This is a genomic window from Burkholderia gladioli (assembly GCF_000959725.1).
GTDB classification, from domain to species: Bacteria; Pseudomonadota; Gammaproteobacteria; order Burkholderiales; family Burkholderiaceae; genus Burkholderia; species Burkholderia gladioli.
This window is the reverse complement of sequence record NZ_CP009322.1, coordinates 1,086,272-1,104,975: the sequence shown is the minus strand read 5'-3', so window position 1 is coordinate 1,104,975 and position 18,704 is coordinate 1,086,272. Positions and strand designations below refer to the sequence as shown.

18 protein-coding genes and 1 pseudogene are annotated in these 18,704 nt (G+C 69.0%); 13 read left to right on the top strand and 6 right to left on the bottom strand.

Features of this window, described 5'->3' with window-relative positions; all coding sequences use genetic code 11:
* Positions 1 to 2: 2 nt before the first annotated feature.
* Positions 3 to 1,157, bottom strand: coding sequence for a branched-chain amino acid ABC transporter substrate-binding protein (locus BM43_RS05590; protein ID WP_013690115.1), 1,155 nt, complete (start codon positions 1,155 to 1,157; stop codon positions 3 to 5).
* Between the two features lie 262 nt (positions 1,158 to 1,419).
* Positions 1,420 to 1,815 carry a lysozyme inhibitor LprI family protein gene (locus BM43_RS05585; RefSeq protein WP_036056532.1) on the bottom strand — a complete coding sequence of 132 codons (396 nt, stop codon included), beginning with the start codon at positions 1,813 to 1,815 and terminating at the stop codon, positions 1,420 to 1,422.
* A 514-nt stretch (positions 1,816 to 2,329) separates the two neighbouring features.
* Here BM43_RS05585 and BM43_RS05580 point away from each other — a divergent pair.
* The 9 genes from BM43_RS05580 to BM43_RS05540 all read left to right on the top strand — a co-directional run bounded on the left by BM43_RS05580 (position 2,330) and on the right by BM43_RS05540 (position 11,358).
* Positions 2,330 to 2,998 carry a CDP-alcohol phosphatidyltransferase family protein gene (locus tag BM43_RS05580; RefSeq protein ID WP_013690113.1) on the top strand — a complete coding sequence of 223 codons (669 nt, stop codon included), beginning with the start codon at positions 2,330 to 2,332 and terminating at the stop codon, positions 2,996 to 2,998.
* Positions 2,995 to 3,807, top strand: coding sequence for a HalD/BesD family halogenase (locus BM43_RS05575; protein WP_036056533.1), 813 nt, complete (start codon positions 2,995 to 2,997; stop codon positions 3,805 to 3,807). Before BM43_RS05580 ends, BM43_RS05575 begins: the two co-directional genes overlap by 4 nt.
* On the top strand, positions 3,804 to 4,802 hold the full coding sequence (locus BM43_RS05570) for an HpnL family protein (protein WP_013690111.1): 999 nt from the start codon (positions 3,804 to 3,806) through the stop codon (positions 4,800 to 4,802). Before BM43_RS05575 ends, BM43_RS05570 begins: the two co-directional genes overlap by 4 nt.
* An 86-nt stretch (positions 4,803 to 4,888) precedes the next feature.
* Positions 4,889 to 5,656 carry a phosphocholine cytidylyltransferase family protein gene (locus BM43_RS05565; protein WP_013690110.1) on the top strand — a complete coding sequence of 256 codons (768 nt, stop codon included), beginning with the start codon at positions 4,889 to 4,891 and terminating at the stop codon, positions 5,654 to 5,656.
* Positions 5,653 to 7,338 (top strand): phosphoenolpyruvate mutase, encoded by a 1,686-nt coding sequence (gene aepX / locus BM43_RS05560; protein ID WP_036031650.1) that lies wholly within the window; start codon positions 5,653 to 5,655, stop codon positions 7,336 to 7,338. Before BM43_RS05565 ends, aepX begins: the two co-directional genes overlap by 4 nt.
* Positions 7,335 to 8,489: a phosphonopyruvate decarboxylase gene (gene aepY, locus BM43_RS05555; RefSeq protein ID WP_036056535.1), complete on the top strand. Its 1,155-nt coding sequence runs from the start codon at positions 7,335 to 7,337 to the stop codon at positions 8,487 to 8,489. The genes aepX and aepY overlap by 4 nt, the downstream gene beginning before the upstream one ends.
* A complete protein-coding gene (locus BM43_RS05550; RefSeq protein ID WP_036057321.1) occupies positions 8,489 to 9,556 on the top strand; it encodes a 2-aminoethylphosphonate aminotransferase in 1,068 nt (355 codons plus the stop codon). The genes aepY and BM43_RS05550 overlap by 1 nt, the downstream gene beginning before the upstream one ends.
* A 249-nt stretch (positions 9,557 to 9,805) precedes the next feature.
* Entirely contained in the window at positions 9,806 to 10,876 is a 1,071-nt protein-coding gene (locus BM43_RS05545) for an FUSC family protein (protein ID WP_013690106.1), read from the top strand.
* 47 nt (positions 10,877 to 10,923) lie between these two features.
* Positions 10,924 to 11,358 (top strand): DUF1801 domain-containing protein, encoded by a 435-nt coding sequence (locus BM43_RS05540; RefSeq protein ID WP_036056537.1) that lies wholly within the window; start codon positions 10,924 to 10,926, stop codon positions 11,356 to 11,358.
* Between the two features lie 44 nt (positions 11,359 to 11,402).
* Here BM43_RS05540 and BM43_RS42175 read toward each other — a convergent pair.
* Positions 11,403 to 11,936: pseudogene (locus BM43_RS42175) on the bottom strand (outer membrane lipoprotein); the annotation flags it as partial.
* Between the two features lie 847 nt (positions 11,937 to 12,783).
* Between BM43_RS42175 and pip the strand changes: the two are divergent.
* Positions 12,784 to 13,719 (top strand): prolyl aminopeptidase, encoded by a 936-nt coding sequence (pip, locus tag BM43_RS05530; RefSeq protein ID WP_025098315.1) that lies wholly within the window; start codon positions 12,784 to 12,786, stop codon positions 13,717 to 13,719.
* A 243-nt stretch (positions 13,720 to 13,962) separates the two neighbouring features.
* The gene (gene trhA / locus BM43_RS05525) at positions 13,963 to 14,583 is read left to right on the top strand and encodes a PAQR family membrane homeostasis protein TrhA (protein WP_025098316.1); all 621 of its coding nucleotides are present in this window, start codon (positions 13,963 to 13,965) and stop codon (positions 14,581 to 14,583) included.
* A gap of 24 nt (positions 14,584 to 14,607) precedes the next feature.
* On the opposite strand, the gene BM43_RS05520 is transcribed toward trhA, so the two are convergent.
* Complete coding sequence (locus BM43_RS05520) at positions 14,608 to 15,342, bottom strand: FadR/GntR family transcriptional regulator (protein WP_036056539.1); 735 nt, start codon at positions 15,340 to 15,342, stop codon at positions 14,608 to 14,610.
* A gap of 135 nt (positions 15,343 to 15,477) precedes the next feature.
* Entirely contained in the window at positions 15,478 to 16,326 is an 849-nt protein-coding gene (locus tag BM43_RS05515) for a LysR substrate-binding domain-containing protein (protein ID WP_036056541.1), read from the bottom strand.
* Positions 16,327 to 16,436: 110 nt separating this feature from the next.
* Here BM43_RS05515 and BM43_RS05510 point away from each other — a divergent pair, with 110 nt between their 5' ends.
* Positions 16,437 to 17,060 (top strand): LysE family translocator, encoded by a 624-nt coding sequence (locus tag BM43_RS05510; RefSeq protein WP_036056543.1) that lies wholly within the window; start codon positions 16,437 to 16,439, stop codon positions 17,058 to 17,060.
* Between the two features lie 146 nt (positions 17,061 to 17,206).
* Positions 17,207 to 17,785, top strand: a complete 579-nt coding sequence (locus tag BM43_RS05505; protein WP_036056545.1) for a type 1 glutamine amidotransferase domain-containing protein — start codon at positions 17,207 to 17,209, stop codon at positions 17,783 to 17,785.
* A 5-nt stretch (positions 17,786 to 17,790) separates the two neighbouring features.
* On the opposite strand, the gene BM43_RS05500 is transcribed toward BM43_RS05505, so the two are convergent.
* Positions 17,791 to 18,681, bottom strand: coding sequence for a LysR family transcriptional regulator (locus BM43_RS05500; protein WP_017919541.1), 891 nt, complete (start codon positions 18,679 to 18,681; stop codon positions 17,791 to 17,793).
* Positions 18,682 to 18,704 lie beyond the last annotated feature (23 nt).

The following is an 18,704-nucleotide window of genomic DNA, read 5'->3' as shown; positions in this document are numbered from 1 at the left end:
CCTTACATCTTCACTTCATCCACGAAGGACTTCTTGCCCGACTTGTAGCCATACAGCGAGATCACGCCGTGCTTCAGGTCGCCCTTGGCATCGAACACGGTCTCGCCGATCACGCCCTTGTAGTCGGTGGTGGGCATCTGCGCCAGGATCTTGGCCGGATCGACCGAGTTGGCGCGCTTCATCGCGTCGACGATGATGTACACCGAGTCATAGGCGAACGGCGCGTCGAACTTGATGATCTGGCCGAAACGCTTCTGGTACTTGGCCTGGAATTCGGCGCCGCCCGGCATCTTCTCGAGCGCCGCGCCCGGCTGCGAGCAGACCACGTTGTCGGCGGCGGCGCCGGCCAGGTCGGAAAGCTGCTCGGTGCACACGCCGTCGCCCGCGAACAGCTTGGCACGCAGGCCGAGCTGCTTGGCCTGCTTGGCCAGCGGGCCGCCGGTGGCATCCATGCCGCCGTACATGATCGCGTCCGGGTTTTCGCCCTTGATCTTGGTCAGGATCGCGCGGAAGTCGACGGCCTTGTCGTTGGTCGCGTCATGCGAGACCACCTTCAGGCCCAGCGCCTTCGCCTTCTTCTCGAACTCGTTGGCCAGGCCCTGGCCGTAGGCAGTCGAATCGTCGATCACGGCCACCGTCTTGACGCCGGCCTTCTGCGCGTAGGCGGCCAGCGCCGGGCCCTGCTGCGCGTCGGTCGCGACCACCCGGTAGGTGGTCTTGAAGCCCTGTTGCGTGTAGGCCGGATTGGTGGCCGAGGGCGAGATCTGCAGGATGCCGGCGTCGCTGTAGATCTTCGAGGCCGGGATCGAGGTGCCCGAATTCAGGTGGCCGACCACGGCGACCACCTTGTCGTCGACCAGCTTCTGCGCGACCTGGGTGGCGGTGCGCGGGTCGGCCGCGTCGTCCTGGCCATCCAGTTGCAGCGTGATCTTCTGGCCGCCGATGGTCAGGCCCTTCGTGTTGATCTCCTCGATCGCCAGGCGGGCACCGTTCTCGTTGTCCTTGCCGAGGTGCGAGATGCCGCCCGTCAGCGGCTCGACGCTGCCGATCTTCACGATCTGGTCCGCCATCGCGTTGCCGGCGGCCGCCAGGGCAAACAGCGCGGCGGCGCCGATCACGATTTTCTTGCGCGTGTCGATCGTGTGGTTCTGCTTCATGGATTTGCTCCTCCGGTGGAATAGGAATGAAACGCGGTGTCGCGCGCTCCGGCGGCGGCGCCGGGCTCGGCCAGAGCCGATCGGCCAGCCGCTGCCGGAGCGCGCGACGGCACCCGCGAATCCGGCCGATGGGCGAGACCATCGGGGACGGATCCACGGGGTTCGACAGTCTACTTTGATCAGACGAAAAGCGGCGCTGTATCTGCAGCTTTCTGCGCGGCGGGCGACGCGGATTCGCCCGGGCAGGCGCGCCGGATCGGCCTCAGTTGGAGCAGGAAATATCGCCTTCCTGGCAATGGAGATGGCTGTCGAGCAGCTTGGTCTGGGCCTGGGTGAGCTGGTCCAGGCACTGGCTCGTGACCATCGGCGCGGCGCTGCCGCCGTCCACGCTACTCGCCTCGAAGGCGCATTGGGCGTCGCGCCAGGCCAGCCAGCGGCGCTGCGCCTCCTTCAGCCGGGTCTTGCCCGGTTCGCCGAGCTTGGCGACCAGGGCGCGGTAGGTGCTGTTCAGCGCCGCGTCCGATTGCTTGTAGGCGCCGGCCGCGCAGGCGTTCATCGCCGCTTGCGTGGTGGCCTTGTCCATGCAGCCGGGCTGGGCGGCGAAAACCGACGAGCTGGCCAGCAGCAGCGCGCATGCGCTCGTTTTCAGGATGTTCATGATCTACCCGGGAATTGAATTGAAATGGATTGAGATCGGAATCGTCTGGACGGCGCCATCGGCGCGTCCGCTCCGCCAGCAAAGAACAGGCGGCGGCCGTCGATTATTCCGGGACGGATGGGCCGGCGGCCCGACGCCCTGCACCGCCAGGCGAACCGAATCGATTGGTATGCGAACCAGGCGTTCCACCGGGCATCCTGGGCCGGCATCCGCGCAACATTTCCGAGGCGCCCACAAATCGGTCGTATCCAGATGAATACAGCCGATTCAGCTCCCGCCACGAGCCTGTAGAATTGCGCCTCGGGCCAATCCTGACAAGGCGCCAACGGCATCCGCGGACGCGCTCGACACGGACTCGACGCCAAGAAACGCGACTAAACGCCTCAAAATCCATCGTGCGCTTCCGGTCACCCAGGCGCGCCGGGCATTTTGGTCGAACCCGGTTTCGACATCCCCGTGTCAAAATTGAGCCTTGGAAAAAGCAAATCGTTACAAATCCGTATAACATCCGCCGATGGACCAAAGAAAACTCATCGCGCCGCCGCCGCCCCGCACCTGGGATGCGCGGCTCGCGCGCCGGCTCGTCACGCCGCTCGTCGATACCCCCGTCACCCCGAACCACCTGACCACGCTGCGCCTGCTGATCGGCCTGGCGGGCGCCGTGTGCCTCGCGCAGGGCGGTTTCGGCTGGATCAACGCCGGGGCCTTGCTGATCGTGCTGTCGAACTTCGTCGACCACACCGACGGCGAACTGGCACGCATCAGCGGCAAGACCAGCAAGATCGGCCATTTCTACGACCTGGCCAGCGACGCGGTGATCACCGTGGCGCTGTTCGTCTGCATGGGCGCGGGCATCGTCGCCCAGGGCGGCCACATGTTCGCCTCGCCGGTGCTGCTCGGCACCGTGGCGGGCGCGGCCGTCGCGCTGATCTTCTTCCTGCGCATGCGGATCGAATCCTTCGCCGGCAAGGCCGGCACCAAGCAGGCATCGGTGGGCGGCTTCGAGACCGAGGACGTGCTCTACCTGCTGCCGATCGTGACCCTGCTCGACGGCGTCGAGCGCTTCGTGCTGGCCGCCGCGATCGGCGCGCCGCTGTTCGCCGCCTGGGTCGTGATCGACTACTGGCGCATCGTGCGCCGCGGCAGCGCGCCGGCCGCCAACCCCACCCAGCCCCAGCCATGAGTACCCAGATCGATGCCGGCCTCGCGCCGCGCGCCCCGGCGGCGGCCCCGGCCACGACTCCCGCGCCCGACGCCGAGCGCGCCGTCGCCTCGGTGGTCGCCCAACTCGACACCGCCCGCCTGCGCGGCGAATTCGACCGCCAGGGCGCCTTCATCTACCTCGACCAGTTCCTGCCGAAGGACGCCCACGCGCGCCTGGCCGAGCTGGCGCGCGAACTGCTGCCCGAGCTGAACCGTAACTACCTGCCCGGCCACAAGCAGGGCGGCAGCGTGAGCCGTCACAAGATCGACGAGAAGGCGCCCTTCATCGCCGAGCTGTACCGCTCGAAGGCGCTGATCTCGTTCCTCGAGAAGCTCACCGGCGACACGCTGCAGGTCTCGCCGGCCGACGACCCGCACGCCTACGCGCTCTACTACTACACCAAGCCGGGCGACCATATCGGCTGGCACTACGACACCTCCTACTACGACGGCCGCCGCTACACGCTGCTGATCGGCGTGATCGACCAGTCCTCGTGCCGGCTCGACTACGAGCTGCACACGCGCAACCCGGCGGTGAAGGACGAACCGGGTTCGGTGCAGATCGCCGACGGCGGCATCGTGCTGTTCGACGGCGACAAGCTGCGCCACCGCATCACGCCTATGCTGGAAAACGAGCTCCGCGTGTCGCTGACCTTCGAATACGTGACCGACCCCGGCATGCGGCCCTGGAAGCGTTTCATCTCGAACATGAAGGACGCGATCGCGTATTTCGGCTTCCGCCAGGTGTTCAAGCAACTCGCCACGCGCCGTCCGCCCCAGCAGAAATGACTCGCGCCGGCCTTATCCTGCTGTCCATCGGGACGGCTTTGTTCATTGCCCTGCTGTCCTGGCAGGGTTTCGGCGCGGTCGTGTCGACGCTCGCCACGGCCGGCTGGGGCCTGCTGCTGGTGGCCGCCTTTCACCTGATCCCGCTGGTGGTGGACGCGCGCGCGATCGCCGTGATGTTCCCGCGCGGCACGCCCGGCGTCTCGCTGCGCGACACGCTGTTCGCGCGCTGGGTGCTGGAATCGGTCAACAGCCTGCTGCCGGCCGGCCAGATCGGCGGCCCGGTGCTGATGGCCCGCTACCTGTCGCAAAAGGGCGTGCCGATGCCGCGCGCGGCGGCGGCCGTCACCGTCAGCACCACCATGCAGGCGCTCGCACAGATCGTGTTCGCGCTGGCCGGCATCGCGATCTTCAGCTTCGGCGCCCAGAGCGCGGCCGCCACGCACCTGCGCACCCCGGCCCTGATCGCCACCGCCCTGCTGGCGGCCTGCGCGTTCGGCTTCTACCTCGCCCAGCGCCGCGGCCTGTTCGGCCGGGGCCTGCGCATCGTCTCGAAGGCGCTCGGCCCGCGCGACTGGCCCTCGCTGGCCACCCGCGCCGACGCGATCGACGCGGCGGTCGGCGAGTTGTACGGCAAGCGCGATCGCGTGATCTCGACCTTCTGGCTGAGCTTCGCCGGCTGGGTGCTCGGCACCGGCGAGGTGTGGCTCGCGCTGCATTTCCTGGGCCACCCGGTCAGCTGGGTCGACGCGCTGCTGCTGGAAAGCGTCGGCCAGGCGATCCGCGGCGCCGCCTTCATGATTCCCGGTTCGCTCGGCGCGCAGGAGGGCGGCTACCTGCTGCTCGCCCCGCTCGTCGGGCTGCCGCCGGATGCCGCGCTCGCGCTCTCGCTCGCCAAGCGCGCGCGCGAGCTCGCGTTCGGCCTGCCCGGCATCCTGTACCTGCATTTCAGCGAAAGAAACTGGCAGCGGCGCCGTTCGCCGCAGCTCGCGGATTAGGAGCCGTTCGACCCGATATCGACGTCAGGCGGCCCCTCGGCCGGACCCGCTTCCGGCCATGTGACAATCATTGCGTGGAGTAATCAATGCGAGCCATCATTCTCGCCGCGGGCCTCGGCCTGCGTCTGCAACTGCCCCCCGAGGCGCAATATCCGAAGTGCCTGCTGCGCTTCGACGAGGTGAGCCTGCTCGAGCGCCACCTGCGCCTGCTCGAGACGCTCGGCGTGACCGAGATCGTGCTCGCGCTGGGCTTCCAGCACGAGAAGGTCGAGGCCGAGCTGGCCCGCCTCGGCCGCCAGGCCGAGATCGTCCTGAACCCGCGTTTCGACCTCGGCAGCGTGCTGACGGTGCATACCGCGGCCGAGGCGCTCACGCGCGGCGGCGACGTGCTGCTGATGGACGCCGACGTGCTCTATGACGACAGCATCATGCAGGCGCTGGTCGCGAACCCGGAGCAGGCCGTCGACCGCCTGCTGATCGACCGCGACTTCGAGGCCGGCGACGAGCCGGTCAAGCTCTGCGTGAAGGACGGCGTGCCGGTCGAGCTGCGCAAGCAACTGGCCGTCGACCTCCAATACGACACCATCGGCGAATCGGTCGGTTTCTTCCGCTTCAGCGAAGGCACCGCCCGCCGTCTCGCCGAGATCGTGGCCGGCTATGTCGATTCCGGCCGCGCCAACCTGCCCCACGAGGAAGCCGTGCGCGACCTGCTGCTCGAAGGCGGCCGCGACTTCGACGTCGCCGACGTGACCGGCGCCCCGTGGATCGAAATCGACTTCCCCAACGACGTCGCGCGTGCCCGCGACGAAGTTCTGCCGCTGATTCAGCGTAATACCGTAGGAGCCGCACGATGAACGCACGCGAACCCAATTTCACCGAATCCCGCGCGGCGCGGCTGCGCCGCATGCTGACCAGCAGCGACCTCGAATTCCTGATGGAAGCGCACAACGGCCTGTCGGCGCGCATCGTGCGCGAGGCCGGCTTCAAGGGCATCTGGGGCTCGGGCCTGTCGATCTCGGCCGCGCTCGGCGTGCGCGACAACAACGAGGCGAGCTGGACCCAGGTGGTCGACGTGCTCGAGTTCATGGCCGATGCCAGCGACCTGCCGATCCTGCTCGACGGCGACACCGGCTACGGCAACTTCAACAACATGCGCCGCCTGGTGCGCAAGCTCGAGCAGCGCGGCATCGCCGGCGTGTGCATCGAGGACAAGCAATTCCCCAAGACCAACAGCTTCATCGACGGCGAGCGCCAGCCGCTGGCCGAGATCGACGAGTTCGCGGGCAAGATCAAGGCCGGCAAGGATTCGCAGACCGATCCGGACTTCTCGATCGTGGCGCGCGTCGAGGCGCTGATCGCCGGCTGGGGCATGGACGAGGCGCTGCGCCGCGCGCATGCCTACGCCGATGCCGGCGCCGACGCGATCCTGATGCACAGCAAGCTGTCGCGTCCGGACGAGATCCTCGAATTCGCGCGCCAGTGGAACAACCGCGCGCCGATCGTGATCGTGCCGACCAAGTACTACAGCACGCCGACCGACGTGTTCCGCCAGGCCGGCATCAGCACCGTGATCTGGGCGAACCACCTGGTCCGCTCGGCGGCGGCCTCGATGCAGGCCACCGCGCGCGACATCTTCGAGAACCAGACCCTGGTCAACGTCGAGGACCGCGTCGCCACCGTCAACGAGATCTTCCGCCTGCAGGACGCCGACGAGTACTCGGCGGCCGAGCGCATCTACCTGTCCTCCTCCTCGCGTTCGTCGAACTCGGCGATCGTGCTGGCCGCCAGCCGCGGCAAGGGCCTGGAGGCCGTCACCGAGGACAAGCCGAAGGTGATGCTGCCGATCGCCGGCAAGCCGCTGCTGCGCTGGCTGGTGGACGGCTTCAAGAAGGAAGGCGTCAACGACATCACGGTGGTGGGCGGCTATCGCGCCGACGCGATCGACACCGCCGGCATCAAGCTGGTGGTCAACGAGCGCCACGCCGAAACCGGCGAACTGAGCTCGCTGGCCTGCGCGCTCGAGCGCATCAAGGGCGACACCATCGTCTCCTACGGCGACCTGCTGTTCCGCAGCTACATCGTGCGCGACCTGGCCGAGAGCGATGCCGAATTCACGGTGGTGGTCGATTCATCGCTGACCGATTCGCCGAACCAGAGCGTGCGCGACTTCGCCCTGTGCTCGGCGCCCGACGACCGTGGCCTGTTCGGCCAGAAGATCACGCTGCAGCGCGTGGCGGGCGACGCCGGCAACGGCGCGCCGCACGGCCGCTGGGTCGGCCTGCTGAACGTGCGCGGCGCCGGCGTGGAGCGCCTCAAGGCGACCATCGCGAAGCTGCAGGCACGCCCGGACTTCGACCAGCTCGACATCCCGGCCCTGCTCAACGCGCTGGTGGAAGCCGGCGAGCAGATCTCGGTGCAATACGTGCACGGCCACTGGCGCGGCGTGAACGACCTCGACGAATTCCGTCGCGCCGGCGACTTCGCCCACGGCCAGACGCCGCTGGCCAACGGCGCCGCCGCCGGGGACGCGCAATGATCGAGGCAGCGCAGTTCGTCGAGGCCGCGCGCGAGCGCGGTTTCGACTGGTACGCGGGCGTGCCCTGCTCGTACCTGACGCCGTTCATCAACTACGTGCTGCAGGACCCGACGCTGCACTACGTGTCGGCCGCCAACGAGGGCGACGCGGTCGCCCTGGTGGCGGGCGCCACGCTGGGCGGGCGGCGCGGCATCGCGATGATGCAGAACTCGGGCCTGGGCAACGCGGTCAGCCCGCTGACCTCGCTGACCTGGACCTTCAAGCTGCCGCAGTTGCTGATCGTCACCTGGCGCGGCAAGCCGGGCGAGCACGACGAGCCGCAGCACGCGCTGATGGGGCCGATCACGCCGCAGATGCTCGACACCATGGAGATCCCGTGGGAGCTGTTCCCGACCGAGGCCGACCAGATCGCCCCGGCGCTGGAGCGCGCGATCCGCCACATGGACGAGACCGGCCGGCCCTACGCACTGGTGATGCAAAAAGGCAGCGTGGCCTCGTATCCGCTCAAGGATGCGCCGATGCCGGCGCCGCGCGCGCAGGCGGCGACGCCCGTCTCGGCCCGCGCCGCGGCCGCCGAGCAGCCGACGCGCCAGCAGGCGCTGGCCGCCGTGATCGAGCGCACGCCGCTCGACTCCACCGTGGTGCTGGCCTCGACCGGTTTCTGCGGCCGCGAGCTCTACGCGCTCGACGATCGCGCCAACCAGCTCTACATGGTCGGCTCGATGGGCTGCGTGACGCCGCTCGCGCTGGGCCTGGCGCTGGCGCGCCCGGACCTGACCGTGGTGGCGGTGGACGGCGACGGCGCCGCGCTGATGCGCATGGGTGCGTTCGCCACGCTCGGCGCCTATGGCCCGGGCAACCTGGTCCACCTGCTGCTCGACAACGGCGCGCACGAATCGACCGGCGGCCAGTCGACGGTTTCGCCCTGCGTCTCGTTCGCGGGCGTGGCGGCGGCCTGCGGCTACGCTTCGGCGCGCGAAGGCGGCGACCTGGGCGTGATCGACGCGCTGTTCGCCGAGCCGGCCGACGGCGCGCGCTTCGCCAGCCTGTCGATCCGCGCCGGCGTGCCCGATGGCCTGCCGCGCCCGACCGTGACGCCGGTCGAAGTGAAGGAACGTCTGATGCGCCACATCGGCGCGGGAGCCCAATGATGCTGCTGCTCAACCCCGGCCCGGTCACGCTGACCGAGCGCGTGCGCCAAAGCCTGCTGCAGACCGATCTCTGTCACCGCGAAAGCGAATTCTTCGACCTGCAGGACGAGGCGCGCCGCCGCCTGGTGGCCGCCTACGATCTCGATCCCGCCGAATGGCAGGCGGTGCTGATGACGGGTTCGGGCACCGCCGCCGTCGAAAGCATGATCGCGGCCCTGGTACCCGAGGACGGCAAGCTGCTGGTGATCGAGAACGGCGTGTATGGCGACCGCATCGCGCAGATCGCCAGGCAATACCGGATCGCCCACGAGGTGCTGAAGCACGAGTGGATGGAAGCGCCCGACCTCGGCCGCGTCGAGGCCGCGCTGGCCGCCGATCGCGCCATCACGCACGTCGCGGTGATCCATCACGAAACCACCACCGGGCGCCTCAACGCGCTGGGCCCGATCGCCGAGCTGTGCCGCCGGCATGGCGCGCGACTGCTGGTGGATGGCGTCAGCAGCTTCGGCGCCGAGGCGATCGACTTCGCCGACGGCGTGACCGACGCGGTGGCCGCCACCGCCAACAAGTGCCTGCACGGCGTGCCCGGCGCGGCCTTCGTGATCGTGCGCGGCGCGGCGCTGGCGCGGGCCGCCTCGCGCACCTACTACCTCGACCTGGGCCGGCTGGCCAAGCTGCAGGCGCAGCGCAACACGCCGTTCACGCCTTCGGTGCATGCCTATTACGCGCTGGTCGAGGCGCTGCGCGAGTTCGAGGACGAAGGCGGCTGGCAGGCGCGCCACGCGCGCTACCAGGCGCTGGCCGACCAGGTCCGCGACGGCCTGGCCGCGCGCGGCATGCCGCTGGTGCTGCCGGACGGCGAATCCTCGGTGGTGCTGCGCGCCTACAAGCTGCCGGCGGGCGTGGCTTACGAGGCGCTGCACGACGGCCTCAAGGAACGCGGCTTCGTGATCTACGCCGGCCAGGGCGGCCTGTCGGCCTCGCTGTTCCGCGTCTCGACCATGGGCGCGATCTCGCCGGCCGATGTCGACCGGCTGCTCGACGGATTCGGCGCGCTCACGCGCTGAGGTCCGAGCGGCGCGCGACGCCGGGCGCAAGTCGCGATAAAACGGGTGCCGAACGGCACCCGTTTTGTTTTGCGGCACGCCGGTCACTACACGCATCATCGGTTCGCATCGACGCCCCCGTCGCGTTTTCACGGGGGTGCGCCCCCGACACCATCCTTTAGAATCACGAAACGTGTGGTACCGGCCGCGGCCGGCGCCACGGCCATCCGCGCGAGCGCCCGCATCCCAGTCGTATCCCTGCCGCATCCCATGACCGCTTCCCCGACGCTCCGTCTGCCCGCCGCGCTGCGCACGCTGTTCCGCCCGCTGCTCGATCCCTATCGCCGCTACCGCCACGCCAAGCTGATCCATGCTGCGCGCGTGGCCCTCAGCGTGCTGGTGTCGATCGCATTGTCCACTGGCCTCGACATCCCACATGGCGAGTGGTCCTCGATCACCGTGCTGATCGTGATCGGCGGCCTCCAGCATCACGGCAATATCCGCAAGAAAGCCGCCGAGCGCGCGCTCGGCACCACCATCGGCGCGGTGGCCGGGCTCGCGCTGATCGTCCTGCAATCCACCCTGCAGTGGCCCCTGCTCACCTACCTGGTGATCAGCGTGCTGTGCGGGATCTGCGCCTACTACGCGATCGGCAAGGCCGGCTATATCGCCCTGCTGTCGGCGATCACGATCCTGATCGTGGCTGGCCACGGCGACAACGAGATCGTCGACGGCCTCTGGCGCGCTGTGAACGTGATCGTCGGGATCGGCATCGCGCTGGCCTTCTCGTTCGCGCTGCCGCTCTATGCCACCTATTCGTGGCGCTACAAGCTCGCCGACGCCCTGCGCGCCTGCGCCGTGGTGCATGCGCGGATCGTCGCCGACAAGACCGTCAGCGATACCGCCCACCTGAAGGAGATGGCCGCGTTGAACGCCTTGCTGGTGCAGATGCGCTCGCTGATGCCCTGGGTGTCGAAGGAGACCGACATCACCATGGCCCAGCTCGACGCGATCCAGCGTTCGCTGCGGCTGGTGATCAGCTCGCTCGAGATGCTGGCCAGCGTGAAGCCGGCCGACGGCGACGTGGATGGCCGCCGCTACGTGCAGACCACGCTGCGCGGCCTGAACCGCCGCATCCACGGGCTGCTGATCGGGCCCAGCCGCGCGCTGAAGTTCGGCACGCTGGCGCGCCTGCATCCGCTGCCGGCGATCAGCGTGCCGCAAGGCGCCGAGGTGCCGGCCCAACTTTCGGGCTTCGTCTCGATCGACGACAAGATCGCGCGCGAGTGCGACCTGATGCGCCAGCGGCTGCAGGACGTGTCGATGCAGTGGAATATCTGAGACGGTCGACGCCACCAGCGGGCGCGCCGGCTACCTGGAGGAACGCCATGAATCGAGCAGCGAAACCAGCCGAGGCGGCCCCGGCCCGCGCCTCCGACCTGATCGACGCGCGCATCGCCGAACTCGGCGACTGGCGCGGCCGAACCCTGGCGCGTATGCGCGAGCTGATCCGGCAGGCGCTGCCCGAGGTGGTCGAGGAATGGAAGTGGATGGGCACGCCGGTCTGGTCCAGCGACGGCATCGTCTGCACCGGCGAATCCTACCGGGCCGTGGTCAAGCTGACCTTCGCGAAAGGCGCCTCGCTGCCGGATCCGGCCGAGCTGTTCAACGCCAGCCTGGACGGCAAGGTGCGGCGCGCGATCGACCTGCATGAAGGCGCCGGCATCGACGAAGCTGCCTTCATCGCCCTGCTACGCGAAGCGGCCGCGCTCAACGCCGCGGCCGCCGAGGCGAGGAAAACCCGGCCGAAGCGCCCGCGTTAAGCGCCAACCATAAGCGCCGCGGCGGCGCCCCGTCCCGCTCGATATCAATACCGCGACAAGCGATTCCCGCCGTCGATCCGCACGCGATCGCCGGGCTGCCAGTCGCCGGCACCGGGCACGTCGAAGCCGCGCATCGAGCCGTCGGAAAGCCGCACGTCGATCCGGTAGCCGCCCGGCGCATTCATCTGCTGGCCGACCTGGTTGCCGAGCGCCGCGCCGCCCAGCGCGCCGATCACGGTCGCCGCGCCGCGGCCGCGGCCATGGCCGATCTGGTTGCCGAGCACGCCTCCCACCAGCGCGCCGACCACGGTTCCCGCCACACCCGAAGGGCTGGTCGAGCCGCCGATCGGCCGGATCGCGGCCACGGTGCCGTATTGGGTGCCGTAGGCGGCTTGTGGATAGGCGGGCTGGCCATAACCGGGTTGACCATAGCCGGGCTGGGCGCCCGACGCCGGTGCCGAAGGTGCGCCATAAGGCGGCTGCGCATAACCGGGCGGCGGGCTCGGCGGCGGATAGGCCTGCCTCTGCCCATCCGCGCCCGGCGACTGCGCGCCATAACCGGGAGGCTGGGCACCATAGCCCGACTGCTGCCCGCCGTAACCGGGTTGCCGCGACGGATACGCGGGCTGCCCGCCATAACCGGGCTGGCCATCTTGCTGCCCCTGGTCATAGGCGCCGTCATCGGGCGGCGGCGCGGCATCGGGCGGAGGATAGCCGGTCGGCTGCCCATAAGGCGCCTGCTGCGCGCCGCCATAAGCCTGGCCGCCATCGGATTGCCGCGTGGCCGGCGGATAGGCCTGCCCGCCGTTTTGTCCATTCGGTTGCGCGTACAACGGATTCGCCTGGCCGCCGTCAGGCGGTTGCGGATAACCCGGCGCGTCGGCGCCGCGCTGCGGATAGGCAGGCTGCGCAGGATTCACCGGCTGGCCATAGACGGGCGGCTCATTGTCATCGTCCTGGCGATAAGCCGGCGGCGGATAGGCCGACGGATCGCTGCCGTAACCAGGCTGCCCATAGGCCGATTGCGCCAGCAGCCACGACCCGTTCGTGCCGCCGTCGAGCCCGGCCGCCAAGGCCGATTGCATCGGCAGCAAGGCGGCCGCCGCGAGCGGCACGCAGCAGGCGGCACGGATCAGCGCTGGAGCGGGATGCAACGCGAACACACGCGAGGCGCGGGAAAGACCGGGGAAACGGGAGACACGCGAGGACATCGTCGTAACGGGCCTCGACGGCCCGCGATCGGGAAAACGGCATGAGTATAGGGAACCCGCGCGCCCGGATCGGCATGGATTCGGGTAAGCATCTGTAAAGTCTGTTGCGGCCGCGAACGCGACGCGCGCGGGGCTTCGGCATAATGGCGCCACATCGGTCGCGCGGCCGCTTGCGTGCGCGATCGCCCTACCTCCCTGCCTCGGAGCACGCCGCATGTACCCACCGATCGAACCCTACGCGCACGGCATCCTCGACACCGGCGACGGCCATCGTCTGTACTGGGAGCGCTGCGGCACGCCGGGAGCGAAGCCGGCCGTGTTCCTGCACGGCGGTCCCGGCGCCGGCTGCGGCGAGAATCATCGCCGCCTGTTCGACCCGGCGCGCTACGACGTGCTGCTGTTCGACCAGCGCGGCTGCGGCCGCTCCACGCCGCACGCGAGCCTGGAGAACAACACCACGCAGCACCTGGTGGCCGATATCGAGCGGCTGCGCGAGATGGTCGGCGTCGAGCGCTGGCTGGTGTTCGGCGGCTCCTGGGGCAGCGCGCTGTCGCTCGCCTATGCCGAAACCCATCCCGAGCGCGTCAGCGAGCTGGTGGTGCGCGGCATCTTCACGATGCGGCGCGCGGAACTGCTCTGGTACTACCAGGAAGGCGCCTCCTGGCTGTTCCCCGATCTGTGGGAAGCTTTCCTCGCGCCGATCCCCGAAGCCGAGCGCGGCGACCTGATGGCCGCCTACCATCGCCGCCTGACCGGCGACGACGAAGCCGCCAAGCTCGCGGCCGCGCGCGCCTGGAGCGTCTGGGAGGGCCGCACCATCACCCTGCTGCCGAACCCCGCCCTGGCCGCCCACTTCGACGATCCGCACTACGCGCTGGCCTTCGCGCGGATCGAGAACCATTACTTCGTCAATCGCGGCTTCGTCGAGGAAGGCCAGTTGCTGCGCGACGCGCACCGGCTGGCGGGGATTCCCGGCGTGATCGTGCAGGGCCGCTACGACGTCGCGACCCCGGCCCGCACCGCCTGGGACCTGTCGCGCGCCTGGCCGGAAGCGAGCCTGGAAATCGTGCCAGATGCGGGCCACGCCTACGACGAACCGGGCATCCTGCGCGCCCTGCTGGCCGCCACCGACCGCTTCGCGCGAAGCTGACGCAGCGGCCGAACCGCCCCCGGCGCCTCGGCTCGCGTAAAATCGCAGGGTTTTTGTCCGCGCCGTGGCTTTCGCGCATCACGACGCGCCACGCTTTTTTGACCGACGCAGGATATGGTCAGGATCGAGCGCGTGGCGCCCCCTTCAGCCTTGCCTGCCCGTTGCCGACATCCCGGATATCGGCCCGGTCGGCATCGCGGCTGTTTTTGGTCTGCAAGCATTCAAGCAACAAGAGGTCATGCCGTGCTGGTCGGTGAACGTTTCAATAGCATCACGCATGGAGTCGGCGCGCTGATGTCGATGGCCGGACTGGCCACCCTGGTGACGATGGGCGCGCTCAAGGGCGACCCCTACCGCGTGGTCAGCGCGGCCGTGTACGGCGCGGCGCTGCTGGTGCTGTACGCCGTCTCGACGCTCTATCACAGCGTGCACCAGCCGCGCCTCAAGGCGATCCTGCAGAAGTGCGACCACTCGGCGATCTACCTGCTGATCGCCGGCAGCTACACGCCCTTCACGCTGATCACGCTGCGTGGCCCCTGGGGCTGGACGCTGTTCGGCGTGATCTGGGGGCTGGCGCTGTTCGGCATCGTCCAGGAACTCACGCTGGGACGCAGGACGCGCATCATCTCGATGGTGCTCTACGTGCTGATGGGATGGCTCGGCGTGATCGCGCTGCGCCCGCTGGTGGTGGCGATGTCCTCGGAAGGCGTGGCCTGGCTGCTGGCCGGCGGCGTGCTCTACAGCGCCGGCATCTACTTCTTCATCAATGACGAGCGGATCCGCCACGGCCACGGCATCTGGCATCTGTTCGTGCTGGGCGGCAGCCTCTGCCAGTTCATCAGCGTCGCCGCCTACATCATGTAGCGCCGGCGGCCGGGCGCTCCGCGCTCAGTCCAGTCGCTGCACGCGCAGCAGCGAACAACACCAGGCATAGGTCGATTCGACGTGGGCCAGCATCGCGGCCCGCGCCCGTTCGCCGTCGCGGGCGCGCAGCGCCTGCAGCAGCGGCGCGTGGTCCATCGAGGCGATATTGAGGGGGTGCCGGACGATCGGCAGCGAGTCGTAGATCCGGCCGAAGGCCTCCTGGATCGCCCGCTCCTGTTCGATCAGATGACGCGAGCCGGTGGTTTCGGCGATCAGCACGTGCAGCCGCGCATCGGCCAGGCGCCGCGCGTCGGTGTCGAGGATGTCGTCGACGAAGCCCTGCGCGAGCGCCGCGAGTTCGGCCAGTTGCGCATCCGAGGCACGCAGCGCGGCCAGATGGCAGGCCTCGCCCGAGATCGCGCGCCGCCAGTCGGACAGGCTGCGCAGCTCCCCGGCGCTGAAGCGCGGCTCCAGCGCCATGCTGCGCAAGCGCTCGCGGATCTCGGTCGACACGAAGGTGCCGCCGAAACGCCCGCGGGTGGTGTTGACCAGCCCGAGGTCGCGCAGCACGCCTAGCGCCGTGCGCAGCGCCATGCGCGCCACGCCGAAGTGCTGCGCGAGTTCGACCTCGTCGGGCAGCTTGTCGCCGGCCTTCAATTCGCCTGCGCTCAGCGCCGCGAGAATCCGGTCGACGGCCGCCTCGGGCGCGTTCATGCTGCTCGCCGGCTTGCCGAATCTGGCGGTGAGACGCTCGGGCATACCTCGGGATCGATTGAGCTGACAAAAGAATCAGCGCGCAGTATGGCACGAGGGAATGCCCGAAAACATCTCCGGGCTGCGTTCGCGTCGCGATTTGCGAAGCCGGGCGCCGCTTCGCGGCGGCGGCCCGGCAGCTCAGCGCAGGTCGCTCAGCATCTGCTCGGCCAGGAAATCGCAGGGCGGGCGCGCCGACTTCGCGCTGCGCGCCAGCACCACCTCGACGTCCTCCAGCGGCGGCAGGCCCTCGGCCTCGCCCAGCTGCATCAGTTGCGCCGGCACGCTGCAACGCGCCAGCGGCGCGATCGCGAGCCCCGCCTCCACCATGCTGATCACGCCCAGCAGGCTCGGGCTTTCGTAGGACATGCGGTAGCGGATCCCGGCCTGGTTCAGCGCGCCGACCGCTCGCGCCCGCGCCGCGCTGGCATGCCCGAACACGGCGATCGGAAGGGGCCGCTCCTCCCAGATCGGGCGGTTGTCGGGCAGCGCCGCCCAGACCACCGGCTCGTGGCGGATGAACTCGGCCGACACGCCGCGCGTGCGCGTCATGCAGGCCAGGTCCACCGTGTTGTCCTTGATCAGCGGCACCAGCGCGCTGCTGGGCAGGCCGATCACGCGGATCTCGACGCGTGGATGCGCGATCGCGAACTTGCGCAGCACCGAGGGCAGCAGCGTGGAGACATAGTCGTCGGGCACGCCGATCGTCACGCGGCCGCGCACCTCGGGCCGCACCACGGAGGCCCAGGCTTCCTCGCGCATCGCCAGCATGCGCCGCCCGTAGTCGACGATCATCCTGCCCTCGTGCGTGATCGACAGCTTGCGCGTGCTGCGCACGAACAGCGGCTTGCCGAGCGCCTCCTCCAGCGTCCTGATCTGCATGCTGAGCGCCGACGATGAGCGATGCACGGCTTCGGCCGCGCGCACGAAGGAGCCCGTGTCGGCGATCGCCACCACCATTTCCAGTACATCGAGATCGAGCTGTTTCATATTCGTCAGAAAAGCTGAGTAATTTTTTCAGTTTAATCCGTTTTACGCGTCGAAACGACTGGCCGATACTGGCCTCATCGACACCATGCAAGGCAGCAGGGAAGGCGCAAATGGGAACCATGATCGAATTCGTCGCGGTGGGCGGGATGCTGGCGGTCACGCCGGGGCCGAACATGGTCTACGTGATGTCGCGCTCGGTCTCGCAGGGCCCGCGCGCGGGCCTGACCTCGCTGGCCGGCGTGATGCTCGGCTACCTGACCTACATGTTCGGCGCCGCCTTCGGCCTCACCGCGATCTTCCTGACGATTCACGGCGCGGCGCGGGTGCTGGCGGCGGCCGGCGCGCTCTACCTGCTGTACCTGTCCTGGCAGGCGGTGCGCCCCGGCGCTCGCTCGCCGTTCGAGGTGGATACTCGACAGGCCGAACGGCCGCGCCGCCTGTTCGCGATGGGCGCGGCCACCAGCCTGCTCAATCCGAAGCTCGCCATGCTGTTCCTGTCCCTGCTGCCGCAGTTCATCGATTACCAGGCCGGCGACGTGTTCCGCCAGTCGATGCTGCTCGGCGCCTCGCTGGTCATTGCCTTCGCGGCGGTCAATGGCGCCGTCGCGATCGGCTCGGGTTCGCTGGCGGGCTTCCTGGCGAAGCGGCCGAACTGGCTGCGGGCGCAGCGCTGGGTGATGGGGCTGATGCTGTTCTCGCTGGCCGCGAAGATGGCGCTCGATATCTGGCGCTAGGCGCCCGCCGCGCTCGGGCGAAACGACAATCGCTTGAAAAATCCACCGCCCCGCGCGGCCGCGCCGCCGGGCACGACGGCGGCACGCAGTTTGCTCTCCTTACCGGTTCCGGCATGTCGATGCCGCAACCAAGCAAGGAGGATGTCATGGCAGGCAAACTGAACGATTGCAGGATCGCGATTCTCGCCGTCGACGGCTTCGAACAGGTCGAGCTGACCGAGCCGCAACGCGCCTTGCAGGCCGAAGGCGCGAAAGTCGAGGTGATTTCGCAGAAAGCGGGCGAGATCCAGGGTTTCAAGCATGTCGACAAGGGCGATCCCACCAGGGTCGACCGCCTGTTCGACGAGGCACGCGCCGACGACTACGACGCCGTGGTGCTGCCGGGCGGCGTGGTCAACGGCGATGCGATCCGGATGATTCCGGCCGCGCGCCGCTTCGTCAGCGAGGCGCATGCCGCCGACAAGCCGATCGCCGTGATCTGCCACGGCGGCTGGCTGCCGGTGTCGGCGGGCATCGTCAAGGGTCACAGGATGACGAGCTGGCCCAGCCTGCAGGACGACATCCGCAACGCGGGCGGCGAATGGGTCGACGAGCGCGTGGTGCGCGACGGCAACCTGATCACCAGCCGCAAGCCCGACGATCTCGACGCCTTCGTCTCGACCCTGGTCGAGTGCCTGGTGGCCAGGCGCGGCGGCAAGCAAGGCAACGCGAAACGCCCCGCCTGAATGCATCAAGGCGCCGGGAACAGGTGCTCGCACATGAAGTCGACGAACACGCGCAGCTTGGGCGATAGCTGGCGGCTCGACGGCCACAGGATCGAGAACTGTCCCGGCGCGATCGAATGCGGCTCGAGCACCTCGACGAGCGAGCCGGCGGCCAGCGCGTCGCGCGCCAGGAAGTCGGGCATGAAGCCGATGCCGAAGCCGGCGATCACGGCGCCGCGCAAGGCTTCCATGTTGTTGCAGGTCATCGCGCAGCGCAGGTTCGGCGGCTCGCCGCCGTCGGGCAGCAGGCTCCAGGGCTGCAGCTTGCCGGTGGTCGGGAAGCGGTAGCGCACGCCCTCGTGCGCGGCGAGATCGGCCAGACCGCGCGGCACGCCCGCGCGCGCCAGGTAGTCGGGCGAGGCGCACAGCACGAAGCGAAACGGGCCGAGCCGGCGCGACATCAGGCTCGAATCGCTGAGTTGGCCGCTGCGGATCACCGCGTCGAAGCCGCCTTCCACCACGTCCACCAGCCGGTCGTTGAAGTCGAGATCGAGTTCGATGTCGGGGTAGCGCGCGCTGAAGGCCGGCAGCACCGGCAGCAGGAAGCGATAGCCGATCACCGGCAGGCTCACGCGCAGTCGGCCGCGCGGCGTCTGCGCCGAGGCCGAGAGCGTCGCCTCGGCATCGCGCAACTCCTCCAGGATGCGATGGCAGCGCTCGTGGAAATGACGCCCCTCCTCGGTCAGCGTGACGCGGCGCGTGGTGCGATGGAACAGGCGCACGCCCAGCGAGCGCTCCAGCCTCGCGATGGTCTTGCCGACCGCCGAGGCCGAGATGCCGAGCTTGCGGCCGGCCGCCACGAAGCTCAGGGTTTCCGCCGTGCGCACGAAGGCGACGATGCCGTTCAGATTGTCCATGTCGCTTCGACCCCGATCGCTTG